The organism is Nocardia sp. A7 (assembly GCF_046549215.1).
Taxonomy (GTDB): Bacteria; Actinomycetota; Actinomycetes; order Mycobacteriales; family Mycobacteriaceae; genus Nocardia.
Genome location: NZ_JAJPWE010000001.1, coordinates 1,166,096 through 1,187,762, shown reverse-complemented (window position 1 = coordinate 1,187,762; position 21,667 = coordinate 1,166,096). Strand labels below are relative to the sequence as shown.

General features: G+C 66.8%; 24 protein-coding genes. 8 read left to right on the top strand and 16 right to left on the bottom strand.

Annotation, left to right across the window (positions count from 1 at the left end; all coding sequences use genetic code 11):
* The first annotated feature begins 9 nt into the window (after positions 1-9).
* Complete coding sequence (locus tag ACLJPD_RS05385) at positions 10-861, top strand: mechanosensitive ion channel family protein (protein ID WP_410870604.1); 852 nt, start codon at positions 10-12, stop codon at positions 859-861.
* A gap of 60 nt (positions 862-921) precedes the next feature.
* Here ACLJPD_RS05385 and ACLJPD_RS05380 read toward each other — a convergent pair whose 3' ends face one another.
* Positions 922-1,266, bottom strand: coding sequence for a DUF6401 family natural product biosynthesis protein (locus tag ACLJPD_RS05380; protein WP_410870603.1), 345 nt, complete (start codon positions 1,264-1,266; stop codon positions 922-924).
* 158 nt (positions 1,267-1,424) lie between these two features.
* On the opposite strand from ACLJPD_RS05380, the gene ACLJPD_RS05375 reads away from it, so the two are divergent.
* Complete coding sequence (locus tag ACLJPD_RS05375) at positions 1,425-2,714, top strand: NtaA/DmoA family FMN-dependent monooxygenase (RefSeq protein WP_410870602.1); 1,290 nt, start codon at positions 1,425-1,427, stop codon at positions 2,712-2,714.
* Between the two features lie 122 nt (positions 2,715-2,836).
* Positions 2,837-3,145 (top strand): hypothetical protein, encoded by a 309-nt coding sequence (locus ACLJPD_RS05370; protein WP_410870601.1) that lies wholly within the window; start codon positions 2,837-2,839, stop codon positions 3,143-3,145.
* On the opposite strand, the gene ACLJPD_RS05365 is transcribed toward ACLJPD_RS05370, so the two are convergent.
* On the bottom strand, positions 3,146-4,327 hold the full coding sequence (locus ACLJPD_RS05365) for an acyl-CoA dehydrogenase family protein (protein ID WP_410870600.1): 1,182 nt from the start codon (positions 4,325-4,327) through the stop codon (positions 3,146-3,148).
* 98 nt (positions 4,328-4,425) lie between these two features.
* Between ACLJPD_RS05365 and ACLJPD_RS05360 the strand changes: the two genes are divergently transcribed.
* Positions 4,426-5,568 carry a cystathionine gamma-synthase gene (locus ACLJPD_RS05360; protein ID WP_410870599.1) on the top strand — a complete coding sequence of 381 codons (1,143 nt, stop codon included), beginning with the start codon at positions 4,426-4,428 and terminating at the stop codon, positions 5,566-5,568.
* Positions 5,569-5,659: 91 nt separating this feature from the next.
* On the opposite strand, the gene greA is transcribed toward ACLJPD_RS05360, so the two are convergent.
* Together greA and ACLJPD_RS05350 are read right to left on the bottom strand one after the other, a co-directional pair.
* Positions 5,660-6,151: a transcription elongation factor GreA gene (gene greA / locus ACLJPD_RS05355; RefSeq protein ID WP_056813695.1), complete on the bottom strand. Its 492-nt coding sequence runs from the start codon at positions 6,149-6,151 to the stop codon at positions 5,660-5,662.
* Positions 6,152-6,391: 240 nt separating this feature from the next.
* Positions 6,392-6,850, bottom strand: a complete 459-nt coding sequence (locus ACLJPD_RS05350) for a DUF4307 domain-containing protein (RefSeq protein ID WP_410870598.1) — start codon at positions 6,848-6,850, stop codon at positions 6,392-6,394.
* A gap of 120 nt (positions 6,851-6,970) precedes the next feature.
* Between ACLJPD_RS05350 and mca the strand changes: the two genes are divergently transcribed.
* Both mca and ACLJPD_RS05340 read left to right on the top strand, forming a co-directional pair.
* Complete coding sequence (gene mca, locus ACLJPD_RS05345; protein WP_410870597.1) at positions 6,971-7,837, top strand: mycothiol conjugate amidase Mca; 867 nt, start codon at positions 6,971-6,973, stop codon at positions 7,835-7,837.
* The gene (locus ACLJPD_RS05340) at positions 7,837-8,091 is read left to right on the top strand and encodes a hypothetical protein (protein WP_410870596.1); all 255 of its coding nucleotides are present in this window, start codon (positions 7,837-7,839) and stop codon (positions 8,089-8,091) included. The genes mca and ACLJPD_RS05340 overlap by 1 nt, the downstream gene beginning before the upstream one ends.
* Here ACLJPD_RS05340 and ACLJPD_RS05335 read toward each other — a convergent pair.
* The 8 genes from ACLJPD_RS05335 to ACLJPD_RS05300 form a co-directional block, all read right to left on the bottom strand.
* Positions 8,088-8,291, bottom strand: a complete 204-nt coding sequence (locus tag ACLJPD_RS05335; protein WP_410870595.1) for a hypothetical protein — start codon at positions 8,289-8,291, stop codon at positions 8,088-8,090. The genes ACLJPD_RS05340 and ACLJPD_RS05335 overlap by 4 nt on opposite strands.
* A 67-nt stretch (positions 8,292-8,358) precedes the next feature.
* Positions 8,359-8,763, bottom strand: a complete 405-nt coding sequence (locus ACLJPD_RS05330; RefSeq protein ID WP_410871935.1) for an NUDIX hydrolase — start codon at positions 8,761-8,763, stop codon at positions 8,359-8,361.
* A 58-nt stretch (positions 8,764-8,821) separates the two neighbouring features.
* The gene (gene eutC, locus ACLJPD_RS05325) at positions 8,822-9,607 is read right to left on the bottom strand and encodes an ethanolamine ammonia-lyase subunit EutC (protein WP_410870594.1); all 786 of its coding nucleotides are present in this window, start codon (positions 9,605-9,607) and stop codon (positions 8,822-8,824) included.
* The gene (locus tag ACLJPD_RS05320; RefSeq protein ID WP_410870593.1) at positions 9,604-11,016 is read right to left on the bottom strand and encodes an ethanolamine ammonia-lyase subunit EutB; all 1,413 of its coding nucleotides are present in this window, start codon (positions 11,014-11,016) and stop codon (positions 9,604-9,606) included. The genes eutC and ACLJPD_RS05320 overlap by 4 nt, the downstream gene beginning before the upstream one ends.
* Positions 11,017-11,058: 42 nt before the next feature.
* Positions 11,059-12,501 carry an ethanolamine permease gene (eat, locus tag ACLJPD_RS05315; RefSeq protein ID WP_410870592.1) on the bottom strand — a complete coding sequence of 481 codons (1,443 nt, stop codon included), beginning with the start codon at positions 12,499-12,501 and terminating at the stop codon, positions 11,059-11,061.
* Positions 12,502-12,649: 148 nt separating this feature from the next.
* A complete protein-coding gene (locus ACLJPD_RS05310; protein ID WP_410870591.1) occupies positions 12,650-13,027 on the bottom strand; it encodes a DUF779 domain-containing protein in 378 nt (125 codons plus the stop codon).
* Complete coding sequence (adh, locus tag ACLJPD_RS05305) at positions 13,027-14,544, bottom strand: aldehyde dehydrogenase (RefSeq protein ID WP_410870590.1); 1,518 nt, start codon at positions 14,542-14,544, stop codon at positions 13,027-13,029. The genes ACLJPD_RS05310 and adh overlap by 1 nt, the downstream gene beginning before the upstream one ends.
* 87 nt (positions 14,545-14,631) lie before the next feature.
* Positions 14,632-15,879, bottom strand: coding sequence for a transcriptional regulator (locus ACLJPD_RS05300; RefSeq protein ID WP_410870589.1), 1,248 nt, complete (start codon positions 15,877-15,879; stop codon positions 14,632-14,634).
* A 173-nt stretch (positions 15,880-16,052) separates the two neighbouring features.
* Between ACLJPD_RS05300 and ACLJPD_RS05295 the strand changes: the two genes are divergently transcribed.
* Entirely contained in the window at positions 16,053-16,328 is a 276-nt protein-coding gene (locus ACLJPD_RS05295; protein ID WP_410870588.1) for a type II toxin-antitoxin system Phd/YefM family antitoxin, read from the top strand.
* Positions 16,325-16,729 carry a type II toxin-antitoxin system VapC family toxin gene (locus ACLJPD_RS05290; protein WP_410870587.1) on the top strand — a complete coding sequence of 135 codons (405 nt, stop codon included), beginning with the start codon at positions 16,325-16,327 and terminating at the stop codon, positions 16,727-16,729. Before ACLJPD_RS05295 ends, ACLJPD_RS05290 begins: the two co-directional genes overlap by 4 nt.
* A gap of 51 nt (positions 16,730-16,780) precedes the next feature.
* Here ACLJPD_RS05290 and ACLJPD_RS05285 read toward each other — a convergent pair whose 3' ends face one another.
* The 4 genes from ACLJPD_RS05285 to ACLJPD_RS05270 form a co-directional block, all read right to left on the bottom strand.
* The gene (locus ACLJPD_RS05285) at positions 16,781-17,566 is read right to left on the bottom strand and encodes a helix-turn-helix domain-containing protein (RefSeq protein WP_410870586.1); all 786 of its coding nucleotides are present in this window, start codon (positions 17,564-17,566) and stop codon (positions 16,781-16,783) included.
* 67 nt (positions 17,567-17,633) lie between these two features.
* Positions 17,634-18,911: an ABC transporter permease gene (locus ACLJPD_RS05280; RefSeq protein WP_410870585.1), complete on the bottom strand. Its 1,278-nt coding sequence runs from the start codon at positions 18,909-18,911 to the stop codon at positions 17,634-17,636.
* Entirely contained in the window at positions 18,908-20,152 is a 1,245-nt protein-coding gene (locus ACLJPD_RS05275; protein WP_410870584.1) for an ABC transporter permease, read from the bottom strand. Before ACLJPD_RS05275 ends, ACLJPD_RS05280 begins: the two co-directional genes overlap by 4 nt.
* Positions 20,149-21,666 carry an ABC transporter ATP-binding protein gene (locus ACLJPD_RS05270; protein ID WP_410870583.1) on the bottom strand — a complete coding sequence of 506 codons (1,518 nt, stop codon included), beginning with the start codon at positions 21,664-21,666 and terminating at the stop codon, positions 20,149-20,151. The genes ACLJPD_RS05275 and ACLJPD_RS05270 overlap by 4 nt, the downstream gene beginning before the upstream one ends.
* Position 21,667 lies beyond the last annotated feature (1 nt).

Below are 21,667 nucleotides of genomic sequence, written 5' to 3'. Positions count from 1 at the left end.
GGACAGGCCGTGGATACCTCCGTCATTGCGATAGATTTCCAGCAGGGCTTGACCGATGCGTGGAGTTCGGTCGCGCAGTTCGTCCCCAAAGCGGTGGCGTTCATCGCCATCCTTCTCGTCGGCTGGATCATCGCGAAGGTGGTCGCCAAGATTGTGAACGCGGTGCTGGAGCGCGTCGGATTCGACAAGCTCGTCGAACGCGGCGACCTGCGGAAAATGCTGTCCCGCAGTAAATATGACGCTTCCGACATTATCGCCAAGATCGCCTATTACGCGATTCTGTTGATCGCGCTACAGATCGGTTTCGCGGTATTCGGGCCGAACCCGGTCAGCGCGCTGCTCACCAGCATCGTGGCGTGGCTGCCCAAGGCCGTGATCGCGATCGTGATCGTGGTGATCGCCGCGGCCATCGCCCACGCGGTGAGCGACCTCCTCACCAACATGCTCGGCGGGCTGTCCTACGGGGCCATGCTCGGCCGGATCGCGTCGGTGTTCATCTGGGGTATCGGCATCATCGCCGCGCTGAACCAGATCGGCGTCGCGACCGCGGTGACCACCCCGATCCTGATCGCCGTGCTCGCCACTATCGGCGGCATCCTGGTGATCGGTGTGGGTGGTGGCCTGGTCAGGCCCATGGAACAGCGCTGGAACAACTGGCTCGGCAATCTGGAATCGGAGCTGCCCGCGATGAAGGGGCATGCCCAGGCCTACCAGCGCGGGCGTGAGGATGCCGAGCGTCAGGGCGCGCAGGTGGCGCCGAGCACGACCCAGCGGGCGAGTACGACCGAGCAGGCGTGGGCTACCCCCGCTGCGAGCTACCCGGAAGGCGAACCCGGCTGGGGTGGCGAAACAGCTAGATGACCAACCGGCGCCGGCGCACCGTCATCTTTCCGGTGGCGGGGCGCCGCTTCGGTGTGTTCGCTAGTCGGCGGCGTACGCGCACACCGCGGCAAGGCGCAACTGCAGCCAGTCGGCGTCGTGCCAGTTGTCCGGCGCACCCGCGAAGAATCCGTCGGCCCGCTCGGCGAAATGATCGAGAAGTCCGCGGACATAACCGGCGAGCAGAATGATGAGTGGCACCCGTGCCGAATTCTCGACGCCGAGGTCGAGAATGTCGCGTACGGCAGCAGCGTGCTGATCCAACTGAGCGGACAGGGCGGGCACCGCGGCGGCGATGGCTGCCGCGGGCGCTCCGAACTCGTTGGTCAGTTGCTGTAATTGTCGTTGCGCCGAAAGTTCGAGCAACGCGGGACCTGGCGCAAACATAACGATATGATAGCAATCCGGTCGGCGCCTATGAAATCGTAATGTTTCAAGATCAATGGTGCGGCTGAGCGAATATGGCGCAACATCGTGCGCGATCGATCGAATTCCGTTGAGCGCAACCATGGTCGCTCCCAGCGTGCCCTGCTGGACTGGTGTCCATGGGCAGCGAACGTCGGAAATTGAAGACCGTCACCGGGGTCAGCGGATCGCGCGACGTGTACGCCGCGGCACTCGACCCGACCCGCTCGACGCTGGACGAAGCGGTGCGGGTCGCGCGGATCGCGCAGGACAACAAGATCGGCGCGCTCTTCGCGGCGGACCTGCTCAGCTTCGGCGCGCAGGGGGCGATCGGTGCGCAGGAACCACTGATCCAGCTCGCCGCCCTCAGTGCGGTGACCACGGATGTCGGCCTGATCGCCACCGTCTCCACCACGTTCCATCACCCCTACAATCTGGCCCGGCTCTTCGGCACACTCGACCACATCAGCAACGGCCGCGCGGCCTGGAACGCGGTGACCTCGTCGCTGGGCGAGGAGAACTACGGCGGCGGTGATCTGCCGAGTCCGGAGGAGCGGTATGCGCGCGCGACGGAATCCATCGAGGTGGTCAACGCGCTGTTCGACAGCTGGCGCCCGGGTGCGCTGGGACCGGACGGCAACGGCGGTGTGACGCTCGACGACGCGCTCGTGCGGCCGATCGACCACGCCGGACAGTACTTTTCGGTGCGTGGTCCACTGAACATCCCACCGTTGCCACAGGGCAGACCGGTGCAGTTCCAGGCCGGCCAATCCGCGGGTGGTGTCGAACTCGGCGCACGATTCGCGGAGGTGGTGTTCACCTCGCTGCCGACGCTCGAGGACGCGATCACCTACACGAAGAAGATCCGCACTCGCGCAACAGAATTGGGCAGGCCAGAAGGGCTACCGCTCATCTTCAGTTCCTTTCACGCCACCTATGGCGCGACGGAGGAGGAAGCCCGCCGGTTGGTTCGCGAGGCCGCCGAAGCCACCGATTTCGAGGCGGGACGCCGCCAACTCGCCGACATGCTGGGCGGCGACATCGACCTGTCCGACCTACCGCTGGACAAGCCGATCCCGGAAACTCTACTGCCGCAACCGGATTCGGTGCATCGGCGACGCGGACGCGTCGAGATCTTCGGCAAGCTGGCCGCCACCGGCGCGACGCTGCGCGAACTCGTCATCGCCGCCAAGGACACCGGTCACTGGGCCGCGGCGGGCACACCCGAGCAGCTGGCCGACGCGATCGAGGAGCGCTATCGGGCGAACGTCCTCGATGTGATCTCCCTCGGCGGGCTCACCGATGCGCGCACCCACGATTTCGTGGTGAACGGTCTGCTGCCCGAGCTGCGTCGCAGACATCTGCTCGATTCCGATTATCTGGGCGGGACCTACCGCGAGAACCTGGAACTACCTGTAGCGGGGGCATAGCCGACGAGAGGTGATCGTTACCGCTGCAGTTGCGCGAACCGGGCATCCGATGGACTCCGAATGGGTATAACCGTTCAGAGACAACTTTCGGCAAACAAGCTCGGTGAGCGAAGGGATCCGCAGTGCAGGTCACCGACCCGGCCGTTCAACTGTTCGGCATGAGCCCGGTTATCGCTGTCAGCGCAGGGTATTCGGCACAGACGAGGATCGCCGGTGCCTGGCACCGGTCGCCTTTTGCGCCGTTGCTCGGCCGCCTCGTCGCCGCGATCATCTGGGGCTGCGGCAGCGTCGCGGTTCTGACCGTGTTCGGCATTCCCGCAGCGATCACCGTGCCCATCGCGCTGACCGTGCTCACGGTGGTGATCGTGACGCTCGCCGCGGCCTTCGCCGGCGGCATGCTCAGGCCCGCGCCGCGACCGGCCGCTCCCTGACTACCGGAACGCGTTGGCGTCGGTGAGCGCCTTGCCGATGACCAGCTGGTGCACCTCGGCGGTGCCCTCGTAGGTCAGCACCGACTCCAGGTTGTTGGCGTGGCGCAGCACCGGGTAGTCGAGGGTGATCCCGTTGGCGCCCATGATGGTCCGGCATTCGCGAGCGATCTTGATGGCTTCGCGGGTGCTGTTCAGTTTGCCCACGCTGATCTGCTCGCCGGTGATCTCGTGCCGATCCTTCAACCGGCCGAGGTGTAGCGCGAGCAACTGTCCCTTGCCGAGTTCGAGTGCCATATCGGCCAACTTGGCCTGGGTGAGCTGGTAGCCCGCGAGGGGTTTGTCGAACACCTCGCGGCTGCGGGCGTAGTCGATCGCCGCGCTCAGGCAGTCGCGCGCGGCGCCGAGCGCACCGAAGATGATGCCGAACCGTGCCTCGCTCAAACACGCCAGCGGCGAACTCAGCCCGCGTGATTCGGGCAGCACCGCATCGGCGGGCAAGCGCACGTCGTCGAAATCCAGTGCGGCGGTGATGGATGCGCGCAGCGACAGCTTGCGGTGGATCTCGCGAGTGGTGAAACCCGGTGTGCCCGCCGGAACAAGGAAGCCGCGCACCCGCGGCTTGTCCGTGCCGGGCTCGTCCGCGTAGGCCCAGACGACCGCGATATCGGCCACCGACCCGTTGGTGATCCACATCTTGGACCCGTTCAGCACCCAGTCGTCACCATCGCGACGCGCGCGCGTGCGCATGCCGCCGGGGTTGGACCCGAAGTCGGGTTCGGTGAGCCCGAAGCACCCGATCACCTCGCCCGCCGCCATCGCGGGCAGATACTGCTGCTTCTGTTCCTCCGACCCGAAGAAGTGAATCGCCGCCATCGCCAGCGAACCCTGCACCGACACCATGCTCCGCACCCCGGAGTCGATGGCCTCGAGTTCCTGGCAGGCGAGTCCGTACGCGGTGGCCGACGCGCCCGCGCAGCCGTAGCCGTCGAGGTGCATACCGAGCAGCCCGAGCTTGCCCAGTTCCGGCGCGATCTCGCGGGCCGGGAACGTGCCCTGCTCGAACCAGTCGGCAAGGTGCGGCCGCAGTCTGCGTTCCCCGAATCGCGCCACCGTGTCGCGGATTTCGCGCTCCTCCTGCGACAGCAACGGATCGATGGCGAACAACTCTTCGACAGTGACCATGGCGTGAGCTTAACCGCAGTACCACGCCCGAATCCGACACTTCGACCAGGCCGATACCCCAGCGATCGCACGCGAAGCGAGCCATCTAGTCTGGGCTGATGAGTGAGCTGGGATTCTCCACCAGGGCCGTGCACGCCGGATACGAACCCGATCCTCAGACCGGTGCGGTCAACGTGCCCATCTACGCGAGCTCGACCTTCGCCCAGGACGGCGTCGGCGGTATGCGCGGTGGTTACGAGTACGCGCGCACCGGCAACCCCACCCGCACGGCGCTGGAAGCCAACCTCGCCGCCCTCGAATCGGGCAGCTACGGGCGCGCCTTCGCCTCCGGCATGGCCGCGACCGACTGCGCGCTGCGCGCCATGCTTCGCCCCGGCGATCACATCGTCATCCCCGACGACGCCTACGGCGGCACCTTCCGGCTCATCGACAAGGTCTTCAGCCAGTGGGGCATCGAGCACTCGCCCGCCCACATCGCCGACCTCGACGCGGTGCGCGCGGCCATCCGCCCCAACACCAAGCTGGTGTGGATCGAGACACCGACCAACCCGCTGCTGAGCATCGGTGACATCCCCGCGCTGGCCGATATCGCCCACGAGGCCGACGCGAAACTGGTCGTCGACAACACCTTCGCCACCCCGTACCTGCAGCAGCCGCTGTTGCTCGGCGCCGACGTGGTCCTGCACTCGACCACCAAGTACATCGGCGGTCACTCCGACGTCGTCGGTGGCGCGCTGATCACCAACAGCGCTGAGCTCGACAAGGACTTCGCGTTCCTGCAGAACGGCGCGGGCGCTGTGCCCGGCCCGTTCGACGCCTTCCTCACCCTGCGCGGCATCAAGACCTTGGCCGTGCGCATGGAGAAGCACTGCGACAACGCCGAGGTCATCGCGGAGTTCCTCACCAACCACCCGGCCATCTCGCAGGTCATCTACCCGGGCCTGCCCACGCACCCCGGCTACGAGATCGCGCAGAAGCAGATGCGTCGCAGCGGCGGCATGATCTCGGTGCGCCTGGTCGGTGGCCGGGAAGCAGCGCTGAAGTTCTGCTCGCGGACCGAGATCTTCACGCTGGCCGAATCGCTGGGCGGGATCGAATCGCTGATCGAGCACCCCGGCGCGATGACACACGCGAGCACCGAGGGCTCGGCGCTGGAAGTCCCGGCCGATCTGGTCCGGCTCTCGGTCGGCATCGAGGACATCAGCGATCTGCTGGCTGACATCGAGCAGGCCCTGAGCTGAGCGGGGACGCCGGCACATGACGAAACGGCCGCATCCGGTAACCGGATGCGGCCGCTTGCGTTCGGGTTCTGGACGTGCGGGTTCAGCGCGCTCAGCTGTGGTACGGCTCCGCGCTGACCAGCGTGACCTTCATGGTGTTGCCGTTGGGGAGTGTGTACTCGCGGGTCTCGCCCACCTTGGCATCGATCAGCGCGCCGCCGAGCGGCGAGTTCGGCGAGTAGGCCTCGAGACCGGTGGCGCCGAGTCCTTCTTCACGGGTCGCGATCAGGAAGGTCTCGGTATCGCCTTCGTCGCCGTCGTAGTAGACCGTGACGACCGAACCCGGCAGTGCCACACCGGATTTGGTGGGGGCGACGCCGACCTTGGCGTTGTTCAGCAGTTCCTGCAGCTGGCGGATACGCGCCTCCTGCTGGCCCTGCTCCTCACGCGCGGCGTGGTAGCCACCGTTCTCCTTGAGGTCGCCCTCTTCGCGGCGCTCGTTGATCTCGGCGGCAATGACCGGACGATTGGCAATGAGCGAGTCCAACTCGCCCTTGAGCCTGTCGTGCGACTCCTGGGTAAGCCAGGTCACATTCTCGGTCATCTCGATCACTCCCTAGTAGTTGTTCCCGGCGCACCGGGATTCCCTGAGAAACCGGCGCGAGACCTCCCGAAGAAGGGCATGCACCAGCCCGACGGCTGAAGCGATCCTGGGGGTGAACCCGATACCCACCTACAGCACCGCTGGCCGCCAATGCAGCAAACACGGCTCCGAACCCCGGAACCGTGTATCAGACCATTTTAGCATGTCTCATAAATATGCAGGTCAGGCTAGTCGGCTGGGCTATTCGGCCCGGAGATAGCCCGGAATCTGGTCGCTGCAACCATAAATGTCGCCCGCCGAAGCGCGTGCCGATGACTTGACCGTAGTGCTCACCAGCACGCTGGTCGAATCCGAGCCGGGGACGAGTACTTCGCGCCGTCCCACCTCGACGAGATCGCGATCCATCGCCCGCACGAAACAGACCACGGCCTGCTGTGGGTCGTCGCGGGTGACCTTGATCCGCACTTCCAGGGTGGCGTCGTCGACGACCACATAGCCGAGCTGTTCGGTCTCGACCGCCTTCGGGCCGTACTGCTGGAAGCCGAGATAGGCCACTACCAAGCCCGCGGCAACGACGCCGACACCGAGCAGAACCAGCAGCCACAGGCGACGCGCAGGCGGTTTCGTGCCGTATCGATCGGCGTGTCGCGCTGCCGCGGCGGCCGAGGTCGCGTCGGAGTCGGGTGCGGGCTCGGTCATCGGTTTCGCGCTCCCGGGGGTGGTCGGAACAAACAGGGGGTCGGATGGAACTATAGGTAACGACATCTGACACCCGCGAGCGAGAGCGACGGTGAACGAGAAGTGAGTGGCCTTCGCCTCATGGCAGTGCACGCCCACCCCGACGACGAATCGAGCAAGGGCGCCGCGACGACCGCCAGGTACGCCGCGGAGGGCGTCGAGGTGCTCGTCGTGACGTTGACCGGCGGCGAGCGTGGCAGCATCCTGAACCCGGCCATGGACACCCCCGGTGTGCTCGACCGGATCAACGAGATCCGGCGCGAGGAGATGGCCGCGGCCGCCCACGCGCTCGGCGTGCGCCAGCACTGGCTGGGGTTCGTCGACTCCGGCCTGCCCGAGGGCGACCCGCTGCCGCCGCTGCCCGATGGCTGCTTCGCGCTGGTGCCGCTCGAGGAATCCACCGAGGCGCTGGTGCGGGTGATCCGTGAGTTCAAGCCGCAGGTGATCACCACCTACGACGAGAACGGTGGCTACCCGCACCCCGATCACATCCGCTGCCACGAGGTGTCGATGGCCGCGTACGAGACCGCGGGCGATCCGACGAAGTTCCCCGAGGCGGGCGAGCCGTGGACGCCGCTCAAGCTCTACTACGACCACGGCTTCAGCATGAAGCGCCTGGAAGCCTTCGCCGACGAGTACGAGCGCATCGGCGAACCGTTCCCGCTGCAGGAGTGGCTGGACCGGATGAAGCAGTATCAGGCGGCCCGCGGCGACATCATGGGCCGGGTCACCACCCAGATCGAATGCTCGAAATACTTCCCCCAGCGTGACGACGCCCTGCGCGCCCACGCGACCCAGATCGATCCCAACGGCGCGTTCTTCGCGATCCCGTTGGAGATGCAGCAGCGGCTCTGGCCGACCGAGGAGTTCGAATTGGCCAAGACCAGAGTGTCCACCGCTATCCCGGAGACCGACCTGTTCGCCGGCATCGAGGACACTGACCGGTGATGTTGGTCTACCTCGCACAGCAACCCACCGGCCCCGAGTTCGGCAAGGCCTCCCCGCTCGGTCTGCTGGTCATCCTGATCCTGCTGGCAGGCACGGTGCTGCTGGTCCGCTCGATGAACAAGCACCTCAAGGGCCTGCCCGAAACGTTCGAGCCCGAGCATCCGGAACCGGATCAGAAGGCCGACGACGGCACCGAGCCCGGGCTGATCACCGTGGCCGAGGAACCCGCCGACCCGCCCAAGTCGAGCGGTTAGCCTGCTCGAGCCAGATCGGAGACGAGTTCGCCCACCAGATCACGCGCGGTCGTGGCGTGCTCGGTCAGCGATCGTGGCGCGCCGCTCGCGCTCAATTCGATCAAGGTGTTCATCAGACCGAACACCACGACGAGCCTGCGCAGAGCCGCGCGGCGTTCGGACACGGTCATCTGGGCGGGCACGGACTTCGGGGTGCTCATCACAGCTATGGGATCGTCTCTGGTCGTGAGTTCGTTTCCGCCGACATCGAATTGATGCGGTGGCCGACTACCAGTCGATGAGATCGAGTTCGTGCAGGCGCCGGAACACCATCATCGAGCCGGGCGCCACGTGCTCCATCGCGGCGTACTCGCTGACGGTGAAATAGCGGAATTCGGCGATTTCGCCGGTGGCTTGGGGTTCTCCGGTGAGCTCGGCCCGGAAACAGGTCATGTGCAGCCCGGTGTTCTTACGGTGCCCGAACGCCTCGGCCTCGAAGATGCCGAACTCGGCCACACCGGCAAGGCCGACGCCGAGTTCTTCCTCGATCTCGCGATGTAACGCCTGTAAAGGGGTCTCGCCGGGGTCGATCTTGCCGCCCGCCATGTAGAAGACATCCTTGCCTTCGGGACGCGTCTGAATCAGCCTGCGGTCGCGGACATGGGCGAGGGCGGCGGTGCGGATCATGGGCATCACTCTATGGACCGAACGGCTTCGGTTCCTATCGAACCGCACTGGTGTCTGGGTCAGTTCACGGTGACGGCGGGATGGTGCGGGGATCGGCGCCGGTCAGCGCGCGGGAGGTGTCCTTGAGGTCGACGCCGGAGCGGCCGAGTGCGCGGGCGCCCGCGACGAGGCCCGCCACCACGCGGGCGGCGTCGGCGTAGGTGAGGCCGTCGGGCGGGTGGATATTGGAGACGCAGTTGCGTTCGGCGTCGGCGCGGCCGGGGCGGGGCGAGTGGGTGAGGTAGATGCCGAGGCTGTCGGCGACCGAGAGGCCGGGGCGCTCGCCGATCAGCACCAGAACCGTGCGCACACCCATGGCTTCGGCGATGTGATCGCCCAGTGCCACCCTGGCCTGGGTGGCGATCACCGGCGGGGCGAGGGTGTAGTGGTCGCCGAGTTCGGTGGCGAGGGCGGCGAGGAGGCCGCGGGCGTGGTCGGACAGGGCCAAGGGGGAGAGCCCGTCGGCGAGGACGAAGCCGATGTCCGCGCCGGAATGCGGGACCGCGGTCAGGTCGTCGGGCAGTCTGCCGAGGTCGGGGCGGCGCAGGTATTCGGCGCGATCCGCCGCCCGGCTCGCGACGGTCACCGGTGTGCCGAGGCCGACGGCCGTGATCTGCTCGGTGAAAGTCGCGACATCCAGGGGCAGATGCACGGCGTCGCGGGCTGCGGCGTGTGCTGCGCGCAGGGCGAGGACGTCGGTGGTCGGCAAGGCGTCTCCGGTGCGGCCGAGTCCGATCCTGGCCTGGGTGCTGCCGCGGAGCTCGCGCCAGAAGTCCGCTACGACAGCCTGATTCGGCTGATCGGCGCTCATCGGGTGGCCGTCAGGGCGCGCAGGGGCGAGGAGAGTGGTTCTACCTGTCGCACACGGCCGTTCGCGTCGAGCATGCCGAGACCGGACAGCCATGCCTCGAATTCCGGTGCGGGGCGCAGGTTCAGGACCTGGCGGGCATACAGGGCATCGTGGAACGACAGGCTCTGGTAGCCGAGCATCACGTCGTCGGCGCCGGGGACCGCGATGACGAAGGCGCACCCGGCCGCACCCAACAGCGTGAGCAGGGTGTCCATGTCGTCCTGGTCGGCCTCGGCGTGGTTGGTGTAGCAGACATCCACGCCCATCGGCAGGCCGAGCAGCTTGCCGCAGAAGTGGTCTTCGAGTCCGGCGCGGATGATCTGTTTCCCGTCGTAGAGGTACTCGGGACCGATGAAGCCGACGACCGTGTTCACCAGTAGTGGTCGCAGATCCCGGGCCACGGCGTAGGCGCGGGCTTCCAGGGTCTGCTGATCCACCGGCCGATCACCGACGCCGAGATGGGCATTCGCACTCAGGGCCGACCCCTGCCCCGTCTCGAGGTACATCACGTTGTCGCCGACGGTGCCGCGCCGCAGCGATCGCCCCGCCTCGTTTCCTTCCCGGAGCAGCGCAATGTTCACGCCGAAGCCGGTATTCGCGCCTTCGGTGCCCGCCACGGACTGGAACACCAGGTCGACCGGGGCTCCCGCCTCGATCAAACCGATGGTCGTGGTGACATGGGAGAGCACGCACGACTGGGTCGGGATGTCGAAGCGCAATCGCACCTCGTCGAGCAGGCTCAGCAGATCCGAGGTGGCCTGCGGCGAATCGGTGGCGGGGTTGATCCCGATCACCGCGTCGCCACAGCCGAGCAGTAACCCGTCCAAGGTGGCGGCCGCGATCCCGCGCGGATCGTCGGTCGGATGATTGGGCTGCAACCGTGTGCTCAACCGGCCGGGCAGGCCGATGGTGGTGCGAAATCCCGCGGTCACCTCGATAGCCTTGGCCACCGCGATCAGATCCTGATTGCGCATGATCTTGCTGACCGCGGCCACCATCTCCGGCGTCAGACCCGGCGACACCGCCGCCAGGGTCGCGGCCGAATCCTCGGTGGCGGCAACGGCGAGCAGCCAATCCCGCAGGCCGCCGACCGTCAGGTGCGCGATCGGTGCGAAGGCCACCCGGTCATGACTGTCGATGATCAGCCGGGTGACCTCGTCGGTTTCGTAGGGCACCAGCACCTCGTCGAGAAAGGTGGACAGCGCCACCTCGGACAGGGCCCATTGGGCCGCAGCACGTTCGGCGTCGGTCTCCGCCGCGCAACCGGCCAGCTCGTCGCCGCTGCGCAGCGGAGTGGCTTTGGCCATCAGCTCGACCAAGCCGTCGAAGGCGTAGGTCGTGACGCCGATGGTGCTGCGGTACAGGGTCATCGGGTTCCTTTCGAACGATTTCCTCGGCAGGCTCCGTGCGGTCTACTCCAGCTCGGATTCCGCTTCGGCGAGCGCGGCGAACTCCTCATCGGGCGACTTGGCGACCAGGTGTTTGCGACTGTAGAGCCCGAAGTAGGCCATGAAGGCGACGAACACACCGAGCGTCCACAGCGCGGCCTGCTGGTCGACCAGGAACGTCGCCGCCACCGATGCGGCCGCGATGACCAGCGCGAACGCCGTGGTGACGATGCCGCCGGGCGTGCGGTAGGGGCGCGGCATGTTCGGTTCGCGGACGCGAAGCACGATGTGGGACACCATCATCAGCACGTAGCTCAGTGCCGCGCCGAACACCGCCATGTTCAGCAACATCGCGCCCTTGCCGGTGAGCGAGAGGGCGAAGCCGATGATGCCGGGCACGATCAGTGCCAGCATCGGAGCCTTGCGGGAGTTGGTCACCGACAGGACCGTCGGCAGGTAGCCGGCGCGCGAGAGCGCGAAGGTCTGGCGGGAGTAGGCGTAGATGATCGAGAAGAAGCTGGCGACCAGGCCTGCCAGGCCGATGTAGTTGACCACCTTGGCCATCGAGCTGTCACCGAGCGCCTCGACCAGCGGGTTGCCCGAGGCCGACGCGCTCTGGGCGCCGAGCGCGCCGGTGACCAGGAACAGCACCACCGCGCCGGTGACGACCAGTATCAGCATCGCGACGATGATGCCCTTCGGCACGTTCTTCTCCGGCTCGCTGGCTTCCTCGGCCGCCAGCGGTACGCCTTCGACGGCGAGGAAGAACCAGATCGCGAACGGGATGGCGGCCCAGATGCCCAGGTAACCGAACGGCAGGAACGCCGACGACCCGGTCGCGGCGGGGTCGGCCGCGATGTTGGTCAGGTTGGCGGTGTCGAACCTGCCCACGGCCGCGAAGGCGAAGATCACCAGGCCGACCAGCGCGATCCCGGTGATCACGAACATCGCCTTGAGTGCCTCACCCGCACCGGTCAGGTGGATGCCGATGAACAGCGCGTAGACCGCCAGATACACCCACCAGCCGTCGGTGATCCCGAACAGGTTCAGTGAGTCCACGTAGGCGCCGATGAAGGTGGCGATGGCGGCGGGCGCGATCGCGTATTCGATGAGAATCGCTGTGCCGGTGGCGAATCCGCCCCACGGTCCGAGTGCGCGCCGCGCGAAGGTGTAGCCGCCGCCCGCCGCGGGCAGTGCCGAGGACATCTCGGCCATGCCGAGCACCATCGCCAGATACATCGCGGCGATGACGACCGTGGCGATCAGCAGACCGCCGAATCCACCCTCGGCGAGACCGAAGTTCCAGCCGGAGAAGTCGCCGGAGATCACATAGCTCACGCCGAGCCCCGCGAGCAGCACCCAGCCCGCCGAGCCCTTGCGCAGGGTGCGTTTGGCGAGATAGTCGTCGACTGGTGCGCCCTCGCCGGTGGCGGGGCTGGCTTCTGTACTCACGGTGGTGCTCCTCATCAACAAGCAATGCGCGTTTGCCCGGCAACGGTGATCGTCGAGGGTTGAAGAATGGTTGACGACTGTTACGGCCGTGGATCGGTCAGGTCAGCGGTGCGTATCGAGCACCGCTGACCTGCGAAAACGACCTGTTTACGGGTGTTTCAGATCACCCGGTTTGCGGCGGCGTGGATTCCAGCGCGGCCGCCTCCTCGTCGGTGAACAGGCGGGATCGGATCAGAAACCGCACGCCCTCGGGAGCTTCGAGGGAGAATCCGCCGCCGCGGCCCGGCACCACGTCGACGGTGAGGTGGGTGTGTTTCCAGTACTCGAACTGGTCGGCGCTCATCCAGAACGGGGTGTCGCCGGGCAGGTACCCGAGCAGCACGTCCGAACCGCCGACCCGGAATTCCCCACGCAGATAACACATCGGCGAGCTGCCGTCGCAGCAACCACCGGACTGGTGGAACATGACCGGGCCGTGCTGCCCGGTCAGTTCCCGCAGCAGCGCCGCCGCCTTCTCCGTGAGGTCGACGCGCTGCACCATCAGAAGAAGCCGAGCTTCGTCGCCGAGTAGCTGACCAGGATGTTCTTGGTCTGCTGGTAGTGATCGAGCATCATCTTGTGGTTCTCGCGCCCGATGCCGGACTTCTTGTAACCGCCGAACGCCGCGTGCGCGGGGTAGGCGTGGTAGCAGTTGGTCCACACCCGGCCCGCCTTGATGCCGCGGCCGAGGCGGTAGGCGGTGTTCATATCGCGCGTCCACACGCCGGCGCCGAGGCCGTAGAGGGTGTCGTTGGCGATCGAGAGTGCCTCTTCGGTGGTGTCGAAGGTGGTGACCGCGACGACGGGGCCGAAGATCTCCTCCTGGAACACGCGCATGTCGTTGGTGCCCTTGAAGATCGTCGGCTCGATGTAGAAGCCGTCGGCCAGCCCGTCGACGCTGCGGACCGCGCCGCCGGTGAGTACCTCGGCACCCTCCTTCTTGCCGATGTCGATGTAGGACAGGATCTTCTCGAACTGATCGTTGCTGGCCTGGGCGCCGATCATGGTCGTTTCGTCGAGGGGGTTGCCGCTGATGATGGCCTTGGTGCGCTCGACGCAGCGGGCCATGAACTCGTCGTAGATCGACGAGGCGATGAGCGCGCGTGACGGGCAGGTACACACCTCGCCCTGGTTGAGGGCGAACATCACGAAGCCCTCGATCGCCTTGTCGAGGTAGTCGTCGTCTTCGGCCATCACGTCGGCCAGGAAGATGTTGGGGCTCTTACCGCCCAGCTCGAGGGTGACCGGAATGATGTTCTCGCTGGCGTACTGCATGATCAGCCGGCCGGTGGTGGTCTCACCGGTGAACGCGACCTTCGCCACGCGCGGGCTCGAGGCAAGGGGCTTGCCCGCTTCGACACCGAAACCGTTGACCACGTTGAGAACTCCCGGCGGCAGCAGATCCGCGACGAGTTCGACGACCTTCATGATGGAAGCTGGGGTCTGCTCGGCGGGCTTGAGCACCACCGCGTTGCCCGCGGCGAGCGCGGGAGCCAGCTTCCAGGTGGCCATCAGGATCGGAAAGTTCCACGGAATGATCTGTGCGACAACACCGAGCGGCTCGTGGAAGTGGTAGGCGATGGTGTCTTTGTCGACCTCGCTGATACCGCCTTCCTGTGCGCGCAGCACACCGGCGAAGTAGCGGAAGTGGTCGACCGCGAGGGGGAGGTCGGCGGCCATGGTCTCGCGGACCGGCTTGCCGTTGTCCCAGGTCTCGGCGACGGCGAGGGCCTCGAGGTTGGCCTCGATCCGGTCGGCGATCTTGTTCAGGATGTTGGCGCGCTCGGCGGCCGAAGTCTCACCCCAAGCGGGGGCCGCGCGGTGGGCGGCATCCAGGGCCAGCTCCACATCGGCGGCGCTGGAGCGGGCGATCTCGCAGAACGGCTGCCCGTCCACCGGGGAGGTGTTCTCGAAATAGCGCCCTTCTACCGGCGGAACCCACTTGCCGTCGATGAAATTGTCGTATCGCGGCGCGTAGCTGACGATGCTGCCCTCGGTACCCGGCTTGGCGTAGATCATGTGCGGTGGCTCCTCGCTGATTCCGATGAATCGTGACGCCCATCACTATCCACGCCAAGGGTTGATGAAACGTTGAAGCCGGACTGATCAGACGCGAAGGGCGCTGTGCAACCGGGCGGTGGCGACGGCGCGGCGCGGGTCGCGGGTGGGGAGTAGGGCGAGGGCGTGTTCGTGGACGGCTACGTCGTCGGGGGCGGCCTCGCCGTAGGACAGGGCGTGATCGGCGTTCGGGCTGGACAGGACCGCGTTGCGCAGGGCGACTTCGAGGTAGTCGCGCCATTCGCTGATGCCCGGCGTCTCCGAATCAGGGAGCAGCGGACCGTGATACAGGCGGACGGCGGTATCGAGGTCGCCATGCTCGATGGCGCGCAGCACATCCACGGCATCGCAGGCCAGGGGAGTGGTGAATCTGTATACGCGACTGGTGATTTCACCGCCGGTAGCGCGTCGCAGGTACGACATCTCCGATTTCAGCGTGCTCGCCCCGACCGCGCGATCGCCGTAGACGGCGTAGTGCAGGCGCTCATGGTTGTAGCCGTCGTCGTCGAGTGCGAGCAGGGTCAGGATCTCGAGCTGCCGCGGTCGCAACCGGATCTGCTGACCGTCACGCATCAACCTGCCGGTGCCGAGGCAGGTCAGTCGCATCCCGGCTGGTGCGGGTATCGCGGCATGCAACTTCGATTCGATCGCGCTGGTCATCGTGCGCACGGTGGCCATGGCCAGCGGATGCGAGCGTTTCCAGGTGGTCGACAGGTCGAGCACGCCGAGTAGTGTCCCGTCGGCGGCCCGGATCGGCGCGCAGTAACACACCCAACCGTGCAGCGCCGCGACAAGATGCTCGGCCGAGAACACCGTATGCGGCTGATCGGTCCGCAACGCCAACGACAGCGCGTTGGTCCCCATATGCGCCTCGTCCCACCGCCCACCCGGCGCGAAATTCACCTGCTCGGCCCGCCGCTGCATCACCGGCCCGCCGTAGGTCCACAAAATCGTGCCCGAAGCATCGGTCACCGCCGCGACATACCCCGCGTCATCGGCCACACTGTGCAACTGCTCTTTCAACTCCGTCACCGGCCCCCGCAACGGCGACTCCGCCCACCGCGGCCCGATATCGGTCTCACTGACCGGCGCGTGATCCCGCCCGGGATCCACCGTCCGCAACGACCGCAACCAACTCTGCGCAACCTCGGTCCGCACCCCCGAACTCCGCTGCGCCCCTGAAACGCCCGCCCCCGAACCCCCCGCCCCCGAAACCTCCGCCCCGCCCGGCACCCACAGAGCCCACTCCCGCTCCAACGCAGCCCGCTGCGCGGAAAGCGTGAGCTGCGGTGCCATGGCGGGTCCTGTTCGGATGTGATCGGAGGATTCCTCCCCATAATGCCCCATTCCCGCACGTCGAACCCCAGTTTCAGGGTGTGCGGCGCTGCGTGGTGAGCCTCACGGTGGAGGCAACGAGCGCGCACGGAACGCTGTAGCGCGTTGTAGCACGCATGGCTACACTCAGGGGCATGAGGCAGATCAGCCAACGCGAACTGCGGAACAACTCAGCGGCGATCATGGACGCTGTGGAGGGTGGTGAGACCATCCGGGTGACGCGTAATGGGGTCGAGATCGCGGAGGTTCGGCCGGTGAACCGTCGGCGGAGGCGCAGTAGTGCCACAGAATTGGTCGCGCGCCATCGTGCGTTGCCGCGCGTGGACTATGCGGCTATGCGCCAGGAGGCGGACGAGTTCTTCGGTTCGGAAGATCGGATCGGCGACGACGACCCATGGGGTGGGCGGTGAGTATTCGGCATCCCGTTGGTGTGCTCGATACCTGCACCTACCTCAATATCGGTGACCTCGACCCAGCGAGGTTGCCCGAGACATCCGAGATCACCGCGATCACGCTGGCCGAGCTGAATCAAGGCGTCGCGATGGCCAAGGACCCGGTAGCGCGTGCGGAACGCTCTGAACAGCTCGGCGCCGCGATCGTCGAATTCGATCCGCTGCCGTTCGACGAGGCCGCCGCGACGCGTTACGGAACGTTGGTCGCCCTGACGATCGCAGCCAAGCGTGACCCGCGCCCGCGACGGATGGATCTGCTCATTGCCGCAATCGCCTCCGCCAATGATCTGCCCTTGTACACACGCAACTCCGCCGATTTCAAAGGTTTGGAATCGATGGTCGAGATCGTCGCGCTCTGATCCGAGCGGAAGCGCGGATCGCAGTCGCTGGTCGAGGCAGGTTGCGAGGGCTCAGCCGAGCTCGGTGGTGCGGGTGCCGAGGTCGAAGTGGATGCCGGCGCCGAGCATGGTGGTGGCGGGGAGGCCGATCATGGCTCGGAAGGATTCGCTGAAGTGGGAGGGGGTGGCGAAGCCCGCGTCGATGGCGGAGCGGGTGAGGTCGTGGCCGTTGACGGCGTTGGTGATCGCGGAGACCATGCGGTTCCAGCGTTGGTAGCCGCGGAAGGTAGTGCCGCAGTGTTGGGTGAACAGGTGCAGGAAGTGGCCGGTGGACAGGCCGAGGTTCGCGGCGATCTGGTCGGCGCGCAGGGCGTTGGCCGGCTGGTCGCGGATCGCGGCGGCGAGCTTGGCGATGCGGGCGTCGGTGCCGAGGTTCGGGCCCGCGATAGCGCGGTGGTAGAGGAGATCCGGGTCGACGACGGGTTCGCCGCACAGCTCGACGAGTTCGCGCTCGCGACGGTGACTCAGGCCGAAAGTGCCTGCCGCGGCGGTCATCTCGTCGGCGATCATGGTCGCGGGCGCACTCGACGGGTCGATGAACAGCACCAGAATCCACCCCTGCGTGGCGACGACGCGGTGCGCGGTGCGGGCAGGCGCGAAGCAGCTGCCGGTGCGAATCGGACCGCGGGCGGTATGCACGGTCAGCGGCCCGTCCAGCCCCACGGTGAGCATCGCGACCGGCGGTGAATGCGTGTCGGGCAGCAGATCCGGGCCGACGTACCCGATGTGCCCCGGCCGGGCCCACGCGGTCGGCATCCGCACCGAACCGCGGATCTCCGAACGGGCAATGATGCTCACCCTCACCAGGGTATCGACGTGTCGCCGCGAACAGCGGTGCTCGGCGCGCGAATGGCGTCGGTATCGGCTATTTGTCCCCCGGTGTGTAGGGGATGCCATCGGCAGCAGGCGCTACGGCTCTGCCGATGAACCCGGCGACCACCACCAGGGTGACGACGTAGGGGAGCATCCCGAGGAACTCGGTGGGGATCGGGTTGCCCGGCATGGTGTTGAGGAAGCGTTGCAAGGCGCTCGAGAAGCCGAACAACAGGGCCGCGGTGAGGACGCCGAACGGGTGCCAGCGGCCGACGATCATCACGGCCAGTGCGACGAAGCCAAGGCCCGCGGTCATGTTCTTGCTGAACGACACATTGTTGGCGATGGTGAAGAAGGCGCCACCGAAACCGGAGAGCGCACCCGCGGCGGTGACGTTCCAGAACCGCAACCGGTTGACATTGATGCCCGCGGCATCGGCGGCGGCGGGGTGTTCGCCGACGGCGCGGGTGCGCAGGCCCCACCGGGTGCGAAACAGCAGGAACGAGACCACGAACACGCAGGCCAGCGCCACATAGACAAAGATGTTCTGGTCGAACAGCACCGGCCCCAGAATCGGGATGTCGGGCAGGAACCCGAGCGAGTCGCCGAGTTTGCGCACGCCGACGGGCTGGTTGAGGGATCCGTCGGCGCGCATCAGTCGCTCGTAGAGGAAACCGGTCAGCCCGAGCGCGAGCAGGTTGAGGATGATGCCGGTGACGACCTGGTTGACCTGGAATCGAGTCGCCAGCCAGGCCAGCAGCAGCGTCGAGCAGACACCGCTGATGGTGGCGGCCAGCATCCCGACGTAGGCGTTGCCGCTGACCGACGCCAGCAGCGCCGCGGTGAACGCACCGGCGAGGAACTGGCCTTCGATCCCGAGGTTGATCACACCGGAGCGTTCCGCGACGACACCGGACAGCGCGCCGAAGATGAATGGCAACGACAGGAAAAGCGTTGTCGCCAAGACGAACTCGATGGGAAATCCGACACCGGGCGTGACCGTCCATGACAGGGCGCCGATCACGAGCGCGGCGATACCGGCACCGATCGTCACCCCACCGAACCGCGGCAGGCGGGTGTCGGGCAACACCAGCAGGGCGATTCCGGCCAGCGCGGCAAGCGCACTCAGCGTGACGACGACCGGGAGTGTTCCCACCGTCCAGCTGGATTCGACGGTTTGGTCGAGCCGGTAGCTCGTGGTCCGGCCGCCATCGATCAACAGCAGACCGAGCCCGCCGAGCGCGATGCCGGCGCCGATCAAGCCGAAACCCGCGCGGGTGCACCGCCGCTGCACCCTGTCGGACACCGCGATCTGCGCCTGGGTGCTCACCAGCCCCTCGCTTCCAGAGTGTTGAGCCCGCCGCGCGGTGTTCGCAGCCGCAGCAGGGTTTTGACCAGGGCGGGCGCCGCGACGAACAGCACGATGACGGCCTGCAACAGGGTCGACATCTCCACCGGAATAGCGGGCTGCATGTGCAGCGTGCCGGATTTCAGCGCACCGAAAAGCAGCGCGGCGGCGACGATTCCGCCGGGATGGGCCCGCCCGAGCAGGGCGACGGTGATGCCGTCGAAACCGTATTCGACCGCCGTGCCCGGATTCAGCGTGTACGGGCTCAGGCCGAGCGCGATGGCCGCGCCACCGAGTCCGGCCAACGCCCCGGCCGCACCCATGGTGGTGGTGAAGGTGCGCCCGATGTCCATGCCCGCGGTCTGCGCGGCCTGATCGTTGGCGCCGACCGCGCGGATGCGGAAACCGAAGGTGGACTTGCTCAGCAACCACCAGGTTCCGGCCGCCAGCGCGATGCCGAGCAGCAGCCCGACACTCACCCGCAGCCCCGACCCTGCCCAGCTGAGCAGTTGCGGCAGCCGCGCCGATTCGTCGACCGGCTTGGACACCAGTTCCCTGGAGGTGACCGAGCCGATGAACGCGGTGCCCAGCGCCCACACCAGAAAGTAGGCGGCGATGTTGTTCAGCATGATCGACGAGATGACTTCGTGCGCACCGGTTCTCGCCTTGAGATAGCCGGGTATGGCGCCGAACAACCCACCCGCGAGCGCACCCGCCAGCAGCGCCGCGGGCAGATGCGCCACCAGCGGGAGATCTACCGCGAAGCCGACGATCAGCGCACCCAGCATGCCGAACACGAACTGCCCCTGCGCACCGATATTGAACAGGCCGGCCCGGAATGCCAGACCCACTGCCAGCCCGGTGAAGATCAGCGGGGTGGCGTAGGTCAGCGTCTCCGAGATCGGGCGCAGCACCTGCGCCAAGGTGGCCTCGCCCGCGAAGAACTGTTGCAGGCGCCCGAAATCCAGGATCGAGCCCTCGAACAGGTCCTGGTAGGCCTTGGCGACGGCCCACCAGGAGGCGCTCACGGCGTCGCCGGGCCGCGCGAACAGATAGCTCCACGTGCCGCGCACACCGGGATCGGACACGATGATCAGGACCGCGCCGATCGCGAAGGCGAGCAGCAGCGAGTAGACCGTCACCATCACGTTGTTGGCTTCGGTCAGATAGCGAACAAACGTCGGGCCGAACCCTTTTCGGCTCTTCTCGGTGGCGGTGTTCACGCGTTCTCCGGGGAGGAATCGGGCAGATGGCCGATCATGAGCTGGCCCACCTCTGATCTCGGGCGATCGGGTGTTACTTCGCCCACGATGCGGCCGTTATAGATGACCGCCACGCGATCGGACAGGGCGAGAATCTCGTCCAGTTCCGCCGAGATGAGCAGGACCGCCGTGCCGTTGTCCCGTTCGGCCACCAGCCGGGCATGGATGAACTCGATGGCGCCGATATCGACGCCGCGTGTCGGTTGCGCGGCCACGATGACCTTGCGCGGGCGGGAGAATTCGCGGGCGATGACCACCTTCTGCTGATTGCCGCCGGACAGTGCCGAGACGTGTTCGGCCGGTCCCTGCATGCGAATGTCGAACTCCGCGATGGCCTTCTCGGCGATCTCACGCACCGCTGTGTCATCGACCACGCCGCGCCGCGACAGTGGTGCCTCCCGGTACTGGTTGAGCACGATGTTCTCCGCGACGGTGAAATCGCCGATCACACCGTCGCGCGCCCGATCCTCGGGGATGTACCCCAGCCCCGCCTCGATGCGCTCGGCCGGGTGCCAGCGCGTGATCTCGGTGCCGAGCATGTCGATGGAGCCGCCTGCCGGTGCGGCGGTGCCGAGGATGGCCCGCGCCAATTCCGTCTGACCATTGCCTTCCACCCCGGCCAGGCCCACGATTTCCCCGGCGCGTACCGTCAGGTTCAGGCCGTCGAGCACCGGAAGGCCGCGCTCGTCGAGCACGGTGAGGTCGGTGATCGCCAACGCGGTCGCGCCCGGTTCGGCGGGTGACTTGTCGACCGTGAGCGTCACCTCGCGTCCCACCATGGCGGCGGCCAGTTCGGCCTCGCTGTCGCCGGGGGAGGCCTCGGCGACCACCTTGCCGCGCCGGATCACCGTGATGGTGTCGGCGACCGCCTTCACCTCCTTCAGCTTGTGGCTGATGAAGATGATCGACATCCCCGAATCCGCGAGATTGCGCATGATCGCCAGCAACTCGGCGACCTCGGGTGGCGTGAGCACCGCGGTGGGTTCGTCGAGAATCAGCAACTCGGTGTGCCCCGAGAGCGCTTTGACGATCTCCACCCGCTGCTGCACCCCGACCGGCAGGTTCTCGCAGATCGCATCCGGGTCCAGCGCGAGTCCATAGCGGCGCGAGACCTCGTCGACCGCCCGCCGGGCCGCGGCACGGTCGACGATTCCGGCCTTGGCGTGCTCGCGGCCCAACTGGACGTTGTCGGCGACGCTGAACGGGCCGACCAGCTTGAAATGCTGGTGCACCATGCCGATGCCCGCCGCGATGGCGTCGCCGGGCGATCGAAACCGCACCGGCGCGCCATCGATCAGGATCTGGCCCTCGCTGGGTTCCAGAATCCCGTACAGCATGTTCATCAGCGTGGATTTCCCCGCGCCGTTCTCGCCGAGGACGGCGTGGATCTGGCCCGGCGTCACCACCAGATCGATGGCGTCGTCGGCGACGAACTCACCGAACTTCTTCGTCAGGCCACGTAATTCGAGGAGCATG

What these genes read in the sequence shown, in the direction of transcription:
- ACLJPD_RS05380 (WP_410870603.1), bottom strand. Translation starts at nt 1,266, where the DNA reads ATGTTTGCGCCAGGTCCCGCGTTGCTCGAACTTTCGGCGCAACGACAA.
- ACLJPD_RS05375 (WP_410870602.1), top strand. Translation starts at nt 1,425, where the DNA reads ATGGGCAGCGAACGTCGGAAATTGAAGACCGTCACCGGGGTCAGCGGA.
- ACLJPD_RS05365 (WP_410870600.1), bottom strand. Translation starts at nt 4,327, where the DNA reads ATGGTCACTGTCGAAGAGTTGTTCGCCATCGATCCGTTGCTGTCGCAG.
- ACLJPD_RS05360 (WP_410870599.1), top strand. Translation starts at nt 4,426, where the DNA reads ATGAGTGAGCTGGGATTCTCCACCAGGGCCGTGCACGCCGGATACGAA.
- greA (WP_056813695.1), bottom strand. Translation starts at nt 6,151, where the DNA reads ATGACCGAGAATGTGACCTGGCTTACCCAGGAGTCGCACGACAGGCTC.
- ACLJPD_RS05350 (WP_410870598.1), bottom strand. Translation starts at nt 6,850, where the DNA reads ATGACCGAGCCCGCACCCGACTCCGACGCGACCTCGGCCGCCGCGGCA.
- mca (WP_410870597.1), top strand. Translation starts at nt 6,971, where the DNA reads ATGGCAGTGCACGCCCACCCCGACGACGAATCGAGCAAGGGCGCCGCG.
- ACLJPD_RS05340 (WP_410870596.1), top strand. Translation starts at nt 7,837, where the DNA reads ATGTTGGTCTACCTCGCACAGCAACCCACCGGCCCCGAGTTCGGCAAG.
- ACLJPD_RS05335 (WP_410870595.1), bottom strand. Translation starts at nt 8,291, where the DNA reads ATGAGCACCCCGAAGTCCGTGCCCGCCCAGATGACCGTGTCCGAACGC.
- ACLJPD_RS05330 (WP_410871935.1), bottom strand. Translation starts at nt 8,763, where the DNA reads ATGCCCATGATCCGCACCGCCGCCCTCGCCCATGTCCGCGACCGCAGG.
- eutC (WP_410870594.1), bottom strand. Translation starts at nt 9,607, where the DNA reads ATGAGCGCCGATCAGCCGAATCAGGCTGTCGTAGCGGACTTCTGGCGC.
- ACLJPD_RS05320 (WP_410870593.1), bottom strand. Translation starts at nt 11,016, where the DNA reads ATGACCCTGTACCGCAGCACCATCGGCGTCACGACCTACGCCTTCGAC.
- eat (WP_410870592.1), bottom strand. Translation starts at nt 12,501, where the DNA reads ATGAGGAGCACCACCGTGAGTACAGAAGCCAGCCCCGCCACCGGCGAG.
- ACLJPD_RS05310 (WP_410870591.1), bottom strand. Translation starts at nt 13,027, where the DNA reads ATGGTGCAGCGCGTCGACCTCACGGAGAAGGCGGCGGCGCTGCTGCGG.
- adh (WP_410870590.1), bottom strand. Translation starts at nt 14,544, where the DNA reads ATGATCTACGCCAAGCCGGGTACCGAGGGCAGCATCGTCAGCTACGCG.
- ACLJPD_RS05300 (WP_410870589.1), bottom strand. Translation starts at nt 15,879, where the DNA reads ATGGCACCGCAGCTCACGCTTTCCGCGCAGCGGGCTGCGTTGGAGCGG.
- ACLJPD_RS05295 (WP_410870588.1), top strand. Translation starts at nt 16,053, where the DNA reads ATGAGGCAGATCAGCCAACGCGAACTGCGGAACAACTCAGCGGCGATC.
- ACLJPD_RS05270 (WP_410870583.1), bottom strand. Translation starts at nt 21,666, where the DNA reads ATGCTCCTCGAATTACGTGGCCTGACGAAGAAGTTCGGTGAGTTCGTC.